Source organism: Psychromonas sp., from assembly GCF_047632955.1.
Classification (GTDB): Bacteria; Pseudomonadota; Gammaproteobacteria; order Enterobacterales; family Psychromonadaceae; genus Psychromonas.
This window is the reverse complement of record NZ_JBLIED010000044.1, coordinates 1-17,219: the sequence shown is the minus strand read 5'-3', so window position 1 is coordinate 17,219 and position 17,219 is coordinate 1. Positions and strand designations below refer to the sequence as shown.

Here is a 17,219-nt window from a genome sequence, read left to right as displayed (position 1 = left end):
ATTCTTTTTATTTTGTTCTAAATTGACGCTATCGAAACGTTTGCGCAATCGTTTCGTTCGTAATTTACACTGAATATCAATCTTCAACCTATAATGAATGATTAAGGCAAAGTCCATGAAAAAAACAGCACTCCTTAACGCTGAATTATCTTACCTTGTAGCCTCGCTAGGACATTTTGATGAAATAACTATCTGTGATGCGGGACTGCCCATTCCCAGTAATACACAACGAATTGATCTTGCTTTAACGCATGGCGTACCTGCATTTATTGATACTGTCCGCGTTATCTTAAGCGAAATGCAAATTACCGGCGTTCTGTTAGCCAGTGAATTCAAACAAGTCAGTCCTGATTTACACCGGGCATTAATTGAACTTGTTGAACAGGAAAAGCTTGCCGGCAGCAGGATAGAGATTATCTATATCAGTCACGAAGCCTTTAAGGAAAGAACACATAACAGCAAAGCGGTGGTTCGCAGCGGTGAATGTACACCTTATGCTAATGTTATTTTCCAATCTGGTGTGGTTTTTTAGTGACAAATAATAATTAAGGAGCTGAGATGGATCAGCCAATTTTACAGCTAAAAGGCATTCATAAATCATTTCCGGGCGTAAAAGCCCTTGATAATGCGTGTTTAAATGTTTATCCCGGTAAGGTCATGGCGTTATTAGGGGAAAATGGTGCGGGTAAATCAACGTTAATGAAAGTGTTAACCGGTATTTATGCACTTGATCAAGGTGAAGTGCGTTATGAAAACCAGAATGTTAATTTTGCAGGTCCTCGAGAGTCACAGGAGGCGGGCATTGGTATTATTCATCAGGAGTTGAACCTGATTCCGGAATTAACCATTGCCGAAAATATTTTTCTTGGACGCGAAATAACCAATGCGTTTGGCGGTATTAAGTGGTCCGTTATGTTTGACGAAGCAGATGCTTTACTGCAGCGTTTAAATGTAAAACATAAATCCTCGCAGCTACTTGGAGAGCTTAGCCTCGGTGAGCAGCAGATGGTTGAAATAGCCAAAGCGCTTTCCTTTAAATCCAAAGTTATCATTATGGATGAGCCGACAGATGCATTAACCGATACGGAAACGGCATCTTTATTTAAGGTTATTAACGAACTGCGCGATGCGGGTTACGGCATTGTTTATATCTCCCATCGTTTAAAAGAAATTTTTGAGATTTGTGATGATATCACCGTGTTACGAGACGGAAAATTTATTGCCGAGCGCAAAGTCGCCGAGATAGATGAGGATACCTTAATTGAATTAATGGTCGGACGGCGATTAGATGAACAGTATCCCCGTATAGATAGCACACACGGTACAACCTGTTTAGAGGTGAAAGATTTATCGTCTGCCGATGTGCATAATATTAGTTTATCCCTTAATCATGGTGAAATATTGGGCGTCTCAGGTTTAATGGGCGCGGGTCGCACTGAATTAATGAAGGTGATTTACGGCGCGTTAAAACGCGATTCCGGTGAACTGCTTTTAGAAGGCACCGCTATTGATCCGCGCAGTCCGCAGCAGGGACTTGCTCATGGTATTGCTTATATCTCCGAAGACCGTAAAGGTGACGGACTGGTCCTGGGATTATCCGTTAAAGAAAATATGTCACTTTGTGCATTAAAACAGTTCTCAAAGGGGATCCAGTTGCATCATCAGGCTGAAATAATGGCCGTTGAAGACTTCATCGGTTTATTTAATATTAAAACTCCGTCAATGGATCAAATCATCGGTAATTTATCCGGTGGTAATCAGCAAAAAGTAGCGATTGCCAAAGGGTTGATGACCAGACCCAAAGTGCTGATCCTCGATGAACCTACTCGCGGCGTCGATGTTGGTGCTAAGAAGGAGATCTACCAGCTTATTAACCAATTTAAAGCGGAAGGCATGAGTATTATTCTCGTTTCTTCTGAAATGCCCGAGGTACTCGGTATGAGCGATCGTATTATTGTGATGCATCAGGGACGAATCAGTGGTGAATTTAACCACGCAGACGCAGATCAGGAAAAACTAATGGCTTGTGCTGTTGGTAAAATTAACAAAGAGGTAGCAGCATGAACAACAAGGTGATAACGACACAACCCAAGCGTAAGTTGTTCAATAAGGAATGGCTTATTGAGCAAAAATCCCTGATTGCATTAATCTTATTGATTACTGTTGTGGCATTTATGAATGAGTATTTTTTTACCGTTGATAATCTGCTTAATATTCTCCGCCAAACCTCGGTGATCGCCATTATTGCGGCGGGCATGACATTGGTTATCTTAACCGCCGGTATCGATTTAAGCGTTGGTTCTATTCTCGCTTTATGCGGCGCTTTTGCCGCCAGTATGATAAGCCTGGAAATACCCATTATTATTGCCGTTCCGGTTGCCTTACTGGGCGGTACGCTGCTCGGTTGTGCAACGGGGGGGATAATCGCCAAAGGTAAAGTTCAAGCCTTTATTGCAACGCTGGTGACCATGACCTTACTTCGCGGTGTGACCATGGTATACACCGATGGCCGTCCAATTTCGGCGGGATTTACCGATGTTGCGGATAATTTTGCGTGGTTTGGTACGGGTTATGTGTTTGGTATTCCGGTGCCGGTTTGGATAATGATGGCGGTTTTTGCCTCTATCTGGTATCTGCTTAATCACACCCGTTTCGGCCGTTATGTTTATGCATTAGGCGGTAATGAGTCTGCAACACGATTATCCGGAATAAATGTAGATCGCGTGAAGATCGGTGTTTATGCCATTTGCGGATTATTATCGGCGCTTGCCGGAATCATTATTACCTCGCGTTTATCCTCGGCACAACCAACAGCCGGTATGGGCTATGAGTTAGATGCGATTGCCGCGGTGGTTGTCGGCGGAACAAGTTTAGCGGGCGGTAAAGGACGGATAACGGGTACCCTGATTGGTGCCTTGATTATCGGAGTGTTAAACAATGCATTAAACCTGTTAGACGTATCATCTTACTTCCAGATGATTGTTAAAGCGCTGGTTATTCTGCTTGCTGTACTGGTCGACAATAAACAAAAATGAGAATTGATTTCACCCCCTCGCGGACGTTGTAAAACGCCGTAACATTATTAACAAAGCAAAGGAATAAAACATGAAGACATTCACTAAATTGATTTCCGCAGCTGTTATTTCAGCTTCTTTTAGCGCCGGTGCGATGGCTCAAGATACTATCGCTATGGTTGTTTCAACCCTGAATAATCCCTTTTTTGTGAGCATGAAAGAGGGAGCCGAAGATAAAGCCAATGAATTAGGCTATGAACTGATTGTGCTGGATTCACAAAATGATCCTAGCAAAGAGTTATCAAATGTTGAAGATCTTGTTGTCCGCGGTGTAAAAGCAATCTTAATCAATCCGACGGATTCCGATGCGGTTACCAATGCGATTCGCATTGCTAATCAAGCTGAAATTCCGGTGTTAACACTAGACCGTGGTGCAGCTGGCGGTGATGTGGTGACTCATATCGCATCGGATAACGTCGCCGGTGGTGAAATGGCGGGTAAATTTATTAGTGATAAAATCGGTAAAAATGCCAAAGTTGTGCAGCTTGAAGGTATTGCCGGTACGTCTGCTGCCCGTGAACGTGGTGAAGGATTCATGAAAGCCGTTAAAATGAATAACATGGATTTGTTAGCCAGCCAACCTGCTGATTTTGACCGTACAAAAGGTCTGAATGTAATGGAAAATCTGCTTGCTTCTAAACCTGATACTCAAGCTGTTTTTGCTCAAAATGATGAAATGGCATTAGGGGCTCTTCGCGCCGTGCAGGCATCGGGTAAAAACATATTAGTGGTCGGTTTTGATGGCACAGAAGGTGGTATTGCGGCTGTTAAACGTGGAGTACTGGGTGCAACTATTGCTCAACAACCGCGTATGATTGGTGCTCTCGGTGTTGAATCTGCAGTAAAAGTACTTAAAGGTGAAGCTGTCGAAAAATACATTCCAGTTGAACTGATGATGATTGTTAAATAATCTTCAGGCAGCTTAAGTAAAGCAGCCCGGGCGTTTAATTCCCGGGCTGTATTTTCACCCTCCTGCTTTAAAATGAATTGTTTAAGCTTGTTTATGCTTGTTTAAAACAACCCTAAACAATCTGTTTTAACCTTAATTAATAATGGTCCATATTATGAATAAATTAGTCGTTCTGGGCAGCGTTAATGCCGATCATGTTTTACAAGTTCCTTCTTTTCCACGCCCAGGGGAAACTCTACACGGCATGGGCTATGCTGTCATTCCGGGAGGAAAGGGCGCCAACCAGGCCGTCGCGGCTGCGCGTTTAGGGGCCGATGTAGCGTTCATTGCATGCGTTGGTGATGATAGTTTTGGGGTTAATATTCGTGAATCTTTTAAAGAGGATGGAATGAATGTTGATGCGGTGATGATTGAAAAAAACACTCCAACGGGGATTGCCATGATTCAAGTATCGGCAACCGGGGAGAACAGTATCTGCATCTCAGGGGAGGCAAATAATCACCTCACCCCAGATCGTCTAAAACCTTTTTCTTATCTTATCAGCGGCGCTAAAATGTTACTGATGCAGTTGGAAACGCCCATTGCAACGATTCAGGCAGCCGCTGAAACGGCAAAACTTGCCGGAACTATGGTGGTCTTGAATCCAGCTCCTGCGCAATCATTAAGTGATCAGTTATTAAAATTGGTTGATATTATTACGCCCAATGAAACTGAAGCTGAACAGCTTACGGGCATTCCAGTCAAGGATATGGCCTCGGCACAACAAGCGGCTGAAAAGTTGCATAATAAGGGCATCAATATTGTTATGGTAACCCTTGGTCGTGAAGGGGTGTGGCTGAGTCAGGCAGGTAATGGCAAACAGATAAAAGGTTTTGCGGTGAAAGCCGTTGATACAACCGCTGCGGGGGATACTTTCAACGGGGCATTGTTGACCCGCTTGTTGGAAAAGGCAACAATGGAAGAGGCGATTCGTTTTGCCCATGCCGCTGCCGCAATAACGGTAACCGGTAAAGGCGCGCAAACATCGATTCCGAATCGCCGCACTGTTGACAAATTTTTAGCGCAGATGGAAAAATAATAATAATAATAATTTAAGGATTTGAACAAGCGAATGGCAACCATAAAAGATGTGGCAAAACATGCTGGCGTATCTACTTCAACGGTCAGTCATGTTTTAAATAAAACCCGTTATGTCAGCGAAGATGTCACGGAACGCGTAAAAAAGGCCGTTGATGAACTGCAATATGCTCCGTCGGCCTTGGCAAGAAGCCTTAAGCTTAAACATACCCGTACCTTTGGAATGTTAGTGACAACCTCCACCAATCCCTTTTTTGCGGAAGTTGTAAAAGGCGTGGAGCGGCGCTGTTATGAGCAAGGTTATAATCTACTGTTGTGTAATACCGAAGGTGATTTGGAACGGTTACGTTTTAATATCGACATGCTGTTACAAAAAAGGGTGGATGGATTATTACTGATGAGCGATGAGATTGTCAGTCAAAATCTGGATATTTTCGCCCGTCATAAAGCTGTGCCGACTGTGGTGATGGATTGTGGTAAAACACACTTTCCGGCAGATAAAATACAGGACAACTCTTACCTGGGTGGTTATTTAGCCACCCAGTACCTGATAAAAAAAGGTCACAGACAAATCGGCTGTATTACCGGACCTCTTAATCAACATACCGCAGAAAAACGTTTTGCGGGTTATAAACAGGCAATCCAAGATGCCGGGCTTATGATCAATAAAGACTGGCTGGTGGAAGGACACTTTGAATGTGAAGGGGGGCAACAAGCTTTCGAAAAGATATTAAAAACGGGCACCTTGCCCAGCGCACTGTTTGTCTGCAACGATATGATGGCGTTAGGGGTTATTAACAGCGCCAGCAAACATGGTGTTTCGATCCCCGATGATTTGTCGATTATTGGCTATGACGATATAAAAATAGCCAGATACTTTACCCCTTCATTGACCACCGTCCATCAACCTAAATTTAATTTAGGGCGTAAAGCATTTGATACTTTGTTAGATAAAATTCAAAGCAACAGAGAAAATGATTTAGAAATAAAATTGGAACCGACATTAGTTGAGCGGGACAGTGTTAAACAGATAAATTAAATGATTAAAAAAGCCAGTTGCTAAAAATAGCAACTGGCTTTTTTGGTTCTGCTTTCCAGCTTTCTCTTTCTGGCTTTTATTTCAGCTTGCTTATATCGCGCACTGCGCCTTTATCGGCCGATGTTGCCATCATTGCATATACTTTTAGTGCAGTTGAAACGTGGCGTTCACGGTCGATGGGTGTCCAGCCTCTAGCATCCATTGCTGTGCGACGTTCGGCTAACACTGCTTCAGATACTTTTAAGTCGATTGCCCGTGTTGGAATGTTGATATCGATAATATCGCCATTTTCAATCAGACCAACCACACCACCGGCTGCGGCTTCCGGAGAAACGTGACCAATTGATAGTCCAGAAGTACCACCGGAGAAACGGCCATCTGTAATTAAGGCACATTTTTTACCGAGTCCCATAGATTTCAGGTAACTGGTCGGATAAAGCATTTCCTGCATACCCGGACCACCCTGAGGACCTTCATAACGGATAACAACCACGTCACCCTCAATCACTTTACCGCCTAAGATCGCGGCTACGGCATCATCCTGACTTTCGTAGATTTTAGCCGGACCGGTAAAGGTCAGGTTATCATCATCAACTCCGGCAGTTTTAACCACTGCGCCGTCAACGGCCATATTGCCAAATAATACGGCTAGACCACCTTCGGTACTAAAAGCATGCTCCAGGGAGCGGATACAACCTGCTGCGCGGTCATTATCAACCGTATCCCAGCGGCACGACTGACTGAAGGCTTGTACGGTACGAATACCGGCTGGACCTGCACGGTAAAAATCAATGATTTTTGAATCCGTGGTCTGCATAATATCGTATTTTGCCAACTGCTCTTTCATGGTCGGGCTAAGAATAGTTGGAATATTACTGTTTAATAAACCTGCGCGATCCAATTCCCCTAGAATCGCCATCACACCACCGGCGCGATGCACATCTTCCATATGGTATAAAGGGGTAGACGGTGCAACTTTACAGAGCTGCGGAATCCGGCGAGACATCTCATCCATGTCTGAAACTGTGTAGTCCAGTTCAGCTTCCTGAGCACAGGCAAGCAGATGTAAAATTGTATTGGTTGATCCGCCCATGGCGATATCCAGTGCCATCGCATTTTCAAAAGCTTCGCGACAGGCAATAGCGCGCGGCAATACTGAATAATCATCTTCTTCGTAATGACGTTTAGTGATTTCAACAATACGTTTACCGGCGTCCAGGAACAGCTGTTCACGGTCGGAATGGGTCGCTAGCATTGAGCCGTTACCCGGCAATGAAAGCCCCAGTGCTTCGGTTAAACAGTTCATTGAGTTGGCGGTAAACATACCCGAGCAGGATCCGCAGGTAGGGCAGGCACTGCGCTCTACTTTTTCAAGATCCTCATCGGAGACATTTTTATCCGGTCCCATCACCATCGCATCCACCAAGTCGAGCTTGATAATTTGATCCGAAAGTTTGGTTTTACCCGCTTCCATCGGGCCACCGGAAACAAAAATAACCGGGACATTTAAACGCAACGACGCCATTAACATTCCCGGCGTGATTTTGTCACAGTTGGAGATACAAACTATCGCATCTGCACAGTGCGCATTGACCATGTACTCGATTGAATCTGCAATCAAATCTCGAGAAGGCAGGCTATAAAGCATACCCGAGTGGCCCATCGCGATACCATCATCAATAGCAATGGTATTAAACTCTTTGGCGATACCACCAGCAGCTTCAACAGCGCCTGCGACAAGTTGTCCCATGTCCTTTAAATGTACATGGCCGGGAACAAATTGGGTAAATGAGTTGGCAATGGCAATGATTGGTTTTCCGAAATCATCATCTTTCACGCCGGTCGCACGCCATAATGCACGAGCACCCGCCATATTACGGCCATGAGTGGATGTTTTTGAACGATACTGAGGCATTTTAATTCCTTACTGGTTGATAATTGAGGGCTCTTCATTACTGCTTAATAGAGGATCAGAGTCTGCAAAGGCTTTATTATGCTCTTACTAAATGAGTACCGGTACTCATTTAGTTACTTGGCTAACTAGGCACTTTCTTTTACAGGTTGCGCCTGCCCGAGTACTGCAACTTGCGTAATACCAAATATTTTTTCAATTTGTTTGCTTAATAAACTCACCGGACGATCACTGCTGACCGTCACGGTAACATGTAACAATTTACAATTTTCAGTGCATTCGGCGTTCATTTTTTGTACGAAAAAACCGCGGTGACGAATAACGCGCAACAGTCGTTCCAATAATTCAGGGCTATTCTGACCTTGAATTATCATTAAGTATTTCATTCTAAACACTCCATCATTTTGTGGTTTGCAGCGCCCGGCGGCACCAATGGCCAGACATTTTCCGCTTCTGAAATAGACACGTGTAACAAATAGGGGCCTTCGCTGCCAAGCAGTCTGTTCAGGGCATCGGGGATCTGCGCTTTTGCGACAATGGTTTCGCCGGGAATATCAAAGGCACTTGCCAGGGTCACAAAATCCGGGTTATCGGTTAAAATTGTTTCGCTGTAGCGTCCCTCAAAAAACAGCTGCTGCCATTGGCGCACCATGCCTAAACGTTGATTATCAATCAGTACTATTTTAATCGGTAGTTTACCGCGTTTAATGGTACCAAGTTCCTGTACATTCATCATAAATGAACCATCACCTGAAACCGCAATAACAGTATCATTAGGTCTTGCCAGTTGTGCGCCAACAGCCGCCGGAATGCCAAAACCCATGGTGCCCAAACCGGAACTAGAAATATGGTTTTGCGGGCGATCGACAAACATGTGCTGTGCAACCCACATCTGATGCTGTCCCACGTCACTGCAGATAACCGTGTCTGCCGGCATCATTTGTGCAATTTTTCTAAGCAGAGCAGGAGCAAAAATGGCTTCTCCGGGATGGTCATAACGATTGGCAAAATCCATTTTCATTTTTGCCACGTGGCTGCGCCAGTTGAGTATGCTGGTGGAGGTTTCGATTGCCGGTAAAATTAATTTCAAATCATCGTTCATGGCCAGTTCAACCACGCGTAATTTATCTACTTCGGCGGCATCTGCGTCAAGATGGATAACTTTTGCATGGGGAGCAAATTCATCCAGTTTTCCGGTAACTCGATCGTCAAATCGTGCGCCTACAGCAATCAGCAGGTCGCACTCTTGAATGGCTATATTAGCCGCTTTACTGCCGTGCATTCCGACCATGCCGAGAAAATAATCAGAATCACAGGGAATACAGCCAATGCCTTTTAATGTACAGAGACTGGGGATTTTTGAGGTTTTAATAAAACTGCGCAATTCATCGACAGCATCGGCCATACCCACACCACCTCCTACGTAAAGAAGGGGTTTATCGGCCGATTGAATCATTGACCTTGCTTGTAGTAGCAGTGATTGATTCAGGGGTTTCGGGTCGCTAATGGTTTGTGTCAGGTGATGGATAACGGCATCCGCAAGTTGAATATCCTTGGGTATATCGATCAAGACAGGACCGGGGCGGCCCGATTGAGCGATTTGAAACGCCTGCTCAATAATCGGCCCTAATTCCTCTGCACTTTGCACCATAAAACTATGTTTGGTACAGGCTAAGGAAAGACCCAATACATCAACTTCCTGAAAAGCATCGGTACCAATTAAATGGCTGGCCACTTGCCCGGTAATAGCGACAATTGGAATTGAATCCAATAATGCATCTGCAAGTCCGGTTATCAGGTTGGTTGCACCAGGACCTGACGTTGCTATACAGATACCGGTTTTTCCGGTTGCGCGTGCATAACCGATAGCGGCCATCGCAGCACCTTGTTCATGACGGCATAAAAGATGCTTAACACCGCCATCATAGAGTGCGTCGTAAAGGGGCATAATGGCCCCACCAGGATAACCAAAAACTTGCGTTACGTTCTGCTGCTTTAATGCCTGGACGACAAAGTGGGCACCATTCATTAGTCTATTCCTGAATTTAGTGAATATTTATCGTTTTTTGTTTTAACAAGAAAAATCAAAACAAGCAATTAGTAAAATATTAGGGTGCGTATTTATAGCAAATTAAAGTAACTTCCTCAACTATTGTTCACTGATTGTTAGTCCGCCGAAAAACACTTGCAGCTCAAAAGTCATTGATTTTTAACTGCGATTAAAAAGAAACAAGCTTATTGGGATGGGTAATTTTATTCCGGAAACAAAAACGGCTTCCATTAAGAAGCCGTTTTGATTTAAATATTAATGGGGAAATCTGGTGCTTGCTGTGTGTTTAAGCAGTGACTGCCTTTATGCTACACCGGAATGCCATTTTTTATTTAAATTTACAGGTCGTCATTATGCTCAGATAAGTATTTAGCAACACCTTCTGGCGTGGCTTCCATACCGGCTTTATCTTTAACCCATTGTGCAGGGCATACTTCGCCATGCTCTTCATGGAACTGCAATGCATCAACCATACGCAACATTTCATCGACGTTACGGCCTAGCGGTAAATCATTGATTACTTGATGACGAACTACGCCATTTTTGTCGATTAAGAAAGATCCGCGCAGTGCAACACCGGCAGCTTCTAATTCAACATCGTAGGCTTTACAAATTTCATGTTTAACATCGGCAACCAGTGGGTATTGTACCTGACCGATACCACCATCGTTGATTGCCGTGTTGCGCCATGCATTGTGAGTGAATTGTGAATCGATTGAAACACCGATCACTTCAACACCACGTGCCTGGAATTCACCAAAACGTTTGTCGAATGCGATTAACTCAGAAGGACATACAAAAGTAAAATCAAGAGGGTAGAAAAATATGACAGTTTCTTTACCGGCAGAAAATTCTTTCAGGTTAAAACTATCAACGATTTCGCCATTACCTAGAACAGCTGCTGCTGTAAAATCAGGAGCTTGTTTGCCTACTAATACCATGAGTTATTCCTTTTAAAAATTAAAAGAGTGCTTTCACACGTTGTTTGACGCGATAGAATGCGTCAAATTATAAAAATATTCGAATTGTTTATCTCAATCAGTTTGATAGGAAAAGACTATCAAACTAAGTGCTTGTCATGAAAAACACTGCAAATATAGAATTCACTGTGAATCTGTTAGGAGTTTAGACCAAAGTGCTAACATTTCTATTGCTTTGTTGATCAAATCTCCGCTATATGCAGATTCCCATCAGACAGTGCGCTGAAAATATTACGGGTTTCGGCCAAATTTTGAAAAATCGGGTTTACGCTTTTCATTAAAAGCATTACGACCTTCTTGCCCTTCTTCGCTCATATAAAAAAGCATGGTGGCATTACCGGCCAGCTCCTGCAGTCCGGCCTGCCCGTCACAATCGGCATTTAATGCAGCTTTTAAACAGCGCAACGCCATCGGGCTGTTTTGTAGAATTTCCCGGCACCATTTTACGGTTTCTTTTTCTAAATAAACAAGCGGAACCACGGTATTGACCATGCCCATATCCAGCGCTTCCTGGGCATCATACATACGGCATAAAAACCAAATTTCGCGGGCTTTTTTCTGACCCACGATGCGTGCCATATAACTGGCTCCCCAGCCGCCATCAAAGGATCCCACTTTAGGGCCCGTTTGCCCGAATTGTGCGTTGTCCGCCGCGATGGTTAAATCACACATCATATGCAGTACATGGCCGCCGCCCACCGCATAACCTGCCACCATAGCAATTACAGGCTTAGGGCAGGTGCGAATCTGGCGCTGAAAATCCAGAACGTTAAGATGATGACCGCCGGTCTCATCCTTATAACCTGAATCTCCGCGGACGCTTTGATCCCCACCGGAGCAAAAAGCTAAAGGCCCTTGACCGGTGAGAATAATGACCCCGATGTCGCCGTCATAACGAGCATCCTGCAGCGCCTGCATCATTTCGTTTACGGTTTTGGGACGAAAAGCGTTACGGATATGCGGACGGTTAATGGTTATTTTGGCGATCCCGTCGGCCTTGTGGTAAAGAATATCAGTGAAGTTTAATTCGCTTTTGTTCCATGTTATTGGTGCATAGCCATCTTTTTCCGGCATGTTTTTCTCTCATTATTATCTATACCCAATCTGCATCTTCAAGTAATTTGGGTATATAGGTTATTGACTGAAATGCTGCTTAATAAAACGTGCATATTGTCGCGGATGAGTTTGGTGAATATTATGTCCAGCCCCGCTGAATTCAGTTATGCGGATATTTTTAAACTTGCTCAAGGTGCTGCCTAAGGCTTTAAATTTATTATCTTTTTCACCAAAACAGTAATAAACAGGTAACGGCTTTGCTTGTGTCGCATTCTGTTGTAAAAAAGATAATGCATTGCTTTGTCGGGCAAGACTGGTTGCCAGCAGCATATTGGCTAAACAGACACCGTAATTTCGGCTGCGTTTATTGATTACCCTGTATTTTTGCTCGCAGGAAAGATCCTTAAAGATATCCTGTTGATACCAGTCATTTAAACTTTCCATCATACTTTGTGTGGCAAAGCGCTTCGCCCAATTAAGGTCATGTGCAAAACGCTGATCTTTTTCATCCTGGGTTTGATAACCCGTATGAGAAGACTCTAATAGCAACGCTTTTAAACGCGGATCCTGTTGCGTACGGGCGTAATCAAGCGCAATTCGGCCACCAAGGGAATAACCGATAAGAATATATTCTTTGATTTGTAAGTCGTCGAGTACAGCTTTAATCGACCTGTGTGTTGCCTCAAAACCGTTATCCAGTGGTGTGGTTACGGCGAAGGAATTTCCATGCCCGGGCAGGTCGATAGAAACGCAATAAAAACAGTCTTTAAGTTGTTCTATGGTTTCAGACCAATCCTGATGACTGCCTAAAAAACCGTGTAAAAAAACTAAAGCAGGGGATTGTGGTGCGCCCTGTGTTTGACTAAAAAGTGGCATGCTTTACTTGTCCTTTGATGTCTTCAAGGTGGTTGTAAGTTTGGTCGTTTTTCACACAAATCTCAATCAAAGAAAGGCGATTGTGTAATGATCTTTGATAATCAGCTGTAAATTGGGTCAGGTCTGCGGGTTGATAATAGTCGATTGAAAATTGCCTGCAGCTGTCGGCAAAGGTTAAGCCGTGGGGTAATTGATAATAATCTTGCTTTTGCTGGGCAGGCACTGGCAGAAGATTAAATATTGCGCCGCCATCATTGTTAAACACAATGATCACAAAGGGACCGTTTAGTTGTTTTAATAAAGCCAGAGAATTTAAATCATAAAGAAAAGAGGTGTCGCCAATTAATAGCGTGGTAACCGCTGCACAAGACTTTGCAATACCGCTTGCCGTTGCCAGCAACCCATCAATGCCGCTTGCCCCGCGATTACTAAAGGGCAGCGCGGTGTTTTCTCTAAAAAACATATCGCTTAAACGAATTGGCATACTATTGCCGATAAATACCGGGTTGTTGGCGGGCAGTAATTTATCCAGTGCACAGATCACCGATATTTCACTGAGCAGGTTATTGTTTAAAAAGGGACTGATTATCTGCTCGGTTATATAAAAATTTTGTTTTTGCAGTGCCTGTAACCAGTGTTTATCAATGGCGACTGTTTTATCCTGCTGGCTTTTTATCCACTGCGCGGCTGAGCACACAAACCTTTTTCTTAAACGGTGAGTCGGGTCGATTCGAGCATTACTTGAATCAACCAATAAGTAGTCGCCTGCAAATTCGTCAATAAATTGATTAAGGCGTTTGGAAATAAGGTGATCCCCAAACTGCACGATAATATCTGCCTGTTGCAGCGTTTCAGTGAATTTATCATTGACCAGTAGCAGGTCATAATAGTGCAGGTTATTGGCATTTCCGGCTATTGTGGATTGCTGATCGGCTAACAAAGGGTAGTTATTTAATGCGGCAAATTCAGCAATTGCTATAGCCTGCTTAAGATCGCTGACGCGGCCGACAATAATAACTACTTTTTTATCCCTTAAGGTCGTCTCCGTTGCCGCCGGGAAAGGGGCTTCATTGTGAAAATAGCGGCTGAAGGGCTGTTTATCTGTTAACCACTCTTGTAAGGGGTGTAAATAGCTTTGATAATTAAGCGTTGCTGTGTGCGGATATAAGGGCTCTGAAAATGCGATATTAAAATGAATCGGTGCGGGCGTCTGTTTCTGCTGTTGTAAACCTTGGTTAATAGTGGTTAACAGATAATTAGGTTTGATTTGTGTTGTCGCGCTTGGGATTTGTGCAAAAAAAACCGGGTAATGAGAAAATATCCGACATTGGTCAATGGCTTGATTTGCGCCACAATCGAGCAGTTCAGGCGGCCGGTCTGCAGATAAGACAATCAAAGGGATCGCGCTTTGTTTCGCCTCAATCACCGCGGGATAAAGGTTTGCGACCGCAGTGCCCGAGGTGGTAATGATCACTACGGGTTTACGGCTAAATTGGCTCAGGCCGAGTGCGAAAAATCCTAACCCCCTCTCATCAAAATGGACATGGGTATTGACCTCTTTATGCCCTGCGGCGGCTAATGTTAAAGGGGTTGAGCGGGAGCCCGGGGCAATACAAAAATCTGAAATACCGTTACGCACCAGCTCTTCAATAAACAGCGATGCCCATAACAGGTTGATATTAGAATACTGATCAGCAAATGAAGCCGGCTCTTTATATAATGTCGTGGTCATTTTTTACCTTAAATTACACCGATAGAATATCTAAAATAGTGTGAATCTTATTTTCCAGTTCCTGCCATTCTTGTTCGGCAATTGAACCTGTCACAATGCCTGCGCCGGCAAATAATTTTATTTTTTTGTCCGACAGCAGAGCGCAGCGGATGGCGACACTAAAATCACTTTTATCAGCGCGCAGATAGCCTACAGTACCGGCATACCAACCACGATTATAATGTTCTTTATCGTTAATAAACTGCAGAGCAGGGCGCTTTGGAGAGCCCCCTACAGCGGGGGTCGGATGTAAATTATGCAAAAGCTGTGCATCGCTGGTTTGCGCTTTTAATTTAGCGTTAATCTCTACCCGTAAATGCTGAACGTTACGCAGCTGCATAACGTGCGGCTCAGAGCAGATAACCTCGGCCTTTAAGCGTTTAAGGTTAGAGACGATAAACTCTTGCACTAAATAGTTTTCTCGGTCAATTTTTTTGTTACTTAACAAGCTCTGCAGCAGAATAGCATCTTCGCGCGGCCCCTTTCCCCGGTTCACTGTTCCGGCTAAGGCTTCGGTTTTAAGACAAGTTTTTTCACGGGAAAAAAGCCGTTCCGGGGAGCAACCGATAAAAGCATGGTTTTTAGAAAACTGAAAGGCAAAATGAAAGCTGTTCGGATTCGCTTGCTGCCATTGACTAATCAAATCCCATTGATTTACTTGTTGCTCACAAATTAGCTCCGTTTGTCGCGATAAAACAACTTTAGGAATTAAGGCTTTATACTCAATGGCCGATTCAACCAGCTGTGCCCATTGTTGTCGATTGGGCAGATCTTTCCGAGATATAACGATATTATTGACCGCTTCAGGAGAGACAGGTTTTTGCAGGCGATTGATTAATAATAAGCTCTCTTCAATACTGTTAGTGCCGTTAAAATGACAAGTTAAGCTTAATTTTTGCGCTTCTAATTTAAATTCCAGAGCGGGGCGGATAAAAAGTGTTTCGGGGAAATCTTCCCACTGCGCTCCCTGTTGCTGAAAAGCCAGTCCGCCAAAATAACAAGCCTCGGCAGCGGGCTCGGGAATATTCACACATTCTTCAATCGCGCCAAAGCAGGCAATGCTCTGCAGATGCTCTTTATCCTCCCAGTAAATTCTTGGATAAATGGCATCGCTGCCCGATGATTGCCCTTTTAATAAACTGAGTAAATCAAAGCGAGTGAGCGGGATAACCAGATTAGAGCGTGGTTTATCGCCCTGTTTGATTGCAAACTGTTGTAATTGTTCACAGATAAAAATGACCATTAAATTGAAATTAGGCTCAACAGTTAACATGGGCTCATGATATATTTATAAATTAAGGGTTGCTAATGTAGCGCGATTAAGAGCCGATTCCTAGCGGAACTGCGTATAACCACAATTATTTAGGATATTTAGATGAGTAAGGTTTCAATTTGGTTAAGCGCATTACGCTTACGTACACTGCCGCTTGCAGCAGCTTCAATTATCTTAGGGGCAGGACTCGCCATTCAAGCACAAATTTTTGACCTGTTAATTTTTAGTTTATCGCTAATGACTGCATTATTACTGCAGATTTTATCAAATCTAGCCAATGATTATGGTGACGCTAACTCCGGTGCAGACAATGTGCAGCGTGTTGGTCCGGCACGTGCGATGCAGAGCGGGGCGATCAGCCAAAAAAGTATGAAAATGGCGATCCTGTTAACCACGCTTTTGGTTTCAGTTTCGGGCATTACCTTGTTGGTGGTCGCATTAGGCTCCAATGCAACCAGTTGGGCGATTTTTTTATTGCTTGGTTTATTGGCTATCATCGCTGCGATAACCTATACCATGGGGAAATTACCCTACGGCTACAGAGCCATGGGTGATTTTTCTGTTTTTCTGTTTTTCGGCTTATTAGGCGTAGTAGGCAGTTATTACCTTTACGCTTTAACCCTTAGCTGGCCCTTACTTTTACCCGCAACCAGTGTCGGGCTTTTATCCGCAGCGGTTTTAAACATTAATAATATGCGCGATATGTACACGGATAAAGAAGCCAATAAAACAACTTTGGTGGTTTTGTGGGGGCGTAAAAATGCCTTTATCTATCATCTGGTCCTTATTATTGGCGCGCTTATTTGCGCCGTTTGCTACTTCGGGCTGCTTGAAAATGTACAAACCTGGCAATTTGTTTTTTTGCTCAGTTTTAGTCCGCTGATCAAAAGTTGTCTGCGCTTAAAAGAGGCGATCTTTAAGGATTTGCGTGATGGTCAGATATTTAACCAGGAACTTAAAAATACGGCTTTATCAACCTTTGTATTTAGCCTTTTATTCGCTCTGGTGTTAATTACCATGAATTGAGTCCATTTTTTATTTTCTTAGTATTTTAAGAAATCCGATAAGCCCGCCTGCGGCCCCTCATAACCAACATAACTAAGCCATTTTTATCAAAATCACTAAATAAATGGCTAAAAAAGCAACATATTTTATTTTATTTTGAATTCCGTGTTCTGTTTAACGCTAATACTTGTATAAT

15 protein-coding genes are annotated in these 17,219 nt (G+C 43.6%); 7 read left to right on the top strand and 8 right to left on the bottom strand.

Annotated features, from left to right (window positions below; all coding sequences use genetic code 11):
* Positions 1–115: 115 nt before the first annotated feature.
* The 6 genes from rbsD (at position 116) to ACJAZP_RS17315 (ending at position 6,100) form a co-directional block, all read left to right on the top strand.
* Positions 116–532 (top strand): D-ribose pyranase, encoded by a 417-nt coding sequence (gene rbsD, locus ACJAZP_RS17340; protein WP_415232002.1) that lies wholly within the window; start codon positions 116–118, stop codon positions 530–532.
* A 26-nt stretch (positions 533–558) separates the two neighbouring features.
* Positions 559–2,064 (top strand): ribose ABC transporter ATP-binding protein RbsA, encoded by a 1,506-nt coding sequence (gene rbsA / locus ACJAZP_RS17335; RefSeq protein ID WP_415232001.1) that lies wholly within the window; start codon positions 559–561, stop codon positions 2,062–2,064.
* On the top strand, positions 2,061–3,035 hold the full coding sequence (gene rbsC / locus ACJAZP_RS17330; protein WP_415232000.1) for a ribose ABC transporter permease: 975 nt from the start codon (positions 2,061–2,063) through the stop codon (positions 3,033–3,035). The genes rbsA and rbsC overlap by 4 nt, the downstream gene beginning before the upstream one ends.
* Before the next feature lie 70 nt (positions 3,036–3,105).
* Positions 3,106–3,984 carry a ribose ABC transporter substrate-binding protein RbsB gene (rbsB, locus tag ACJAZP_RS17325; protein ID WP_415231999.1) on the top strand — a complete coding sequence of 293 codons (879 nt, stop codon included), beginning with the start codon at positions 3,106–3,108 and terminating at the stop codon, positions 3,982–3,984.
* A 154-nt stretch (positions 3,985–4,138) separates the two neighbouring features.
* The gene (gene rbsK / locus ACJAZP_RS17320; RefSeq protein ID WP_415231998.1) at positions 4,139–5,062 is read left to right on the top strand and encodes a ribokinase; all 924 of its coding nucleotides are present in this window, start codon (positions 4,139–4,141) and stop codon (positions 5,060–5,062) included.
* A gap of 33 nt (positions 5,063–5,095) precedes the next feature.
* Entirely contained in the window at positions 5,096–6,100 is a 1,005-nt protein-coding gene (locus ACJAZP_RS17315; RefSeq protein ID WP_415231997.1) for a substrate-binding domain-containing protein, read from the top strand.
* 76 nt (positions 6,101–6,176) lie between these two features.
* Here the strand turns inward: ACJAZP_RS17315 and ilvD are convergent, their stop codons facing one another.
* The 8 genes from ilvD to ACJAZP_RS17275 all read right to left on the bottom strand — a co-directional run bounded on the left by ilvD (position 6,177) and on the right by ACJAZP_RS17275 (position 16,018).
* The gene (ilvD, locus tag ACJAZP_RS17310) at positions 6,177–8,015 is read right to left on the bottom strand and encodes a dihydroxy-acid dehydratase (RefSeq protein ID WP_415231996.1); all 1,839 of its coding nucleotides are present in this window, start codon (positions 8,013–8,015) and stop codon (positions 6,177–6,179) included.
* Positions 8,016–8,140: 125 nt separating this feature from the next.
* Entirely contained in the window at positions 8,141–8,398 is a 258-nt protein-coding gene (ilvM, locus tag ACJAZP_RS17305; RefSeq protein ID WP_415231995.1) for an acetolactate synthase 2 small subunit, read from the bottom strand.
* Entirely contained in the window at positions 8,395–10,041 is a 1,647-nt protein-coding gene (gene ilvG, locus ACJAZP_RS17300) for an acetolactate synthase 2 catalytic subunit (RefSeq protein WP_415231994.1), read from the bottom strand. The genes ilvM and ilvG overlap by 4 nt, the downstream gene beginning before the upstream one ends.
* A 359-nt stretch (positions 10,042–10,400) precedes the next feature.
* Positions 10,401–11,003: a peroxiredoxin C gene (locus ACJAZP_RS17295; protein ID WP_415231993.1), complete on the bottom strand. Its 603-nt coding sequence runs from the start codon at positions 11,001–11,003 to the stop codon at positions 10,401–10,403.
* 270 nt (positions 11,004–11,273) lie between these two features.
* On the bottom strand, positions 11,274–12,116 hold the full coding sequence (menB, locus tag ACJAZP_RS17290) for a 1,4-dihydroxy-2-naphthoyl-CoA synthase (protein WP_415231992.1): 843 nt from the start codon (positions 12,114–12,116) through the stop codon (positions 11,274–11,276).
* 60 nt (positions 12,117–12,176) lie between these two features.
* Positions 12,177–12,974, bottom strand: coding sequence for a 2-succinyl-6-hydroxy-2,4-cyclohexadiene-1-carboxylate synthase (gene menH, locus ACJAZP_RS17285; RefSeq protein WP_415231991.1), 798 nt, complete (start codon positions 12,972–12,974; stop codon positions 12,177–12,179).
* Positions 12,961–14,706 carry a 2-succinyl-5-enolpyruvyl-6-hydroxy-3-cyclohexene-1-carboxylic-acid synthase gene (menD, locus tag ACJAZP_RS17280; protein WP_415231990.1) on the bottom strand — a complete coding sequence of 582 codons (1,746 nt, stop codon included), beginning with the start codon at positions 14,704–14,706 and terminating at the stop codon, positions 12,961–12,963. The genes menH and menD overlap by 14 nt, the downstream gene beginning before the upstream one ends.
* Before the next feature lie 13 nt (positions 14,707–14,719).
* Positions 14,720–16,018 carry an isochorismate synthase gene (locus tag ACJAZP_RS17275; RefSeq protein ID WP_415231989.1) on the bottom strand — a complete coding sequence of 433 codons (1,299 nt, stop codon included), beginning with the start codon at positions 16,016–16,018 and terminating at the stop codon, positions 14,720–14,722.
* A 102-nt stretch (positions 16,019–16,120) separates the two neighbouring features.
* Between ACJAZP_RS17275 and menA the strand changes: the two genes are divergently transcribed.
* Positions 16,121–17,044 carry a 1,4-dihydroxy-2-naphthoate octaprenyltransferase gene (gene menA, locus ACJAZP_RS17270; RefSeq protein WP_415231988.1) on the top strand — a complete coding sequence of 308 codons (924 nt, stop codon included), beginning with the start codon at positions 16,121–16,123 and terminating at the stop codon, positions 17,042–17,044.
* Positions 17,045–17,219: the final 175 nt, after the last annotated feature.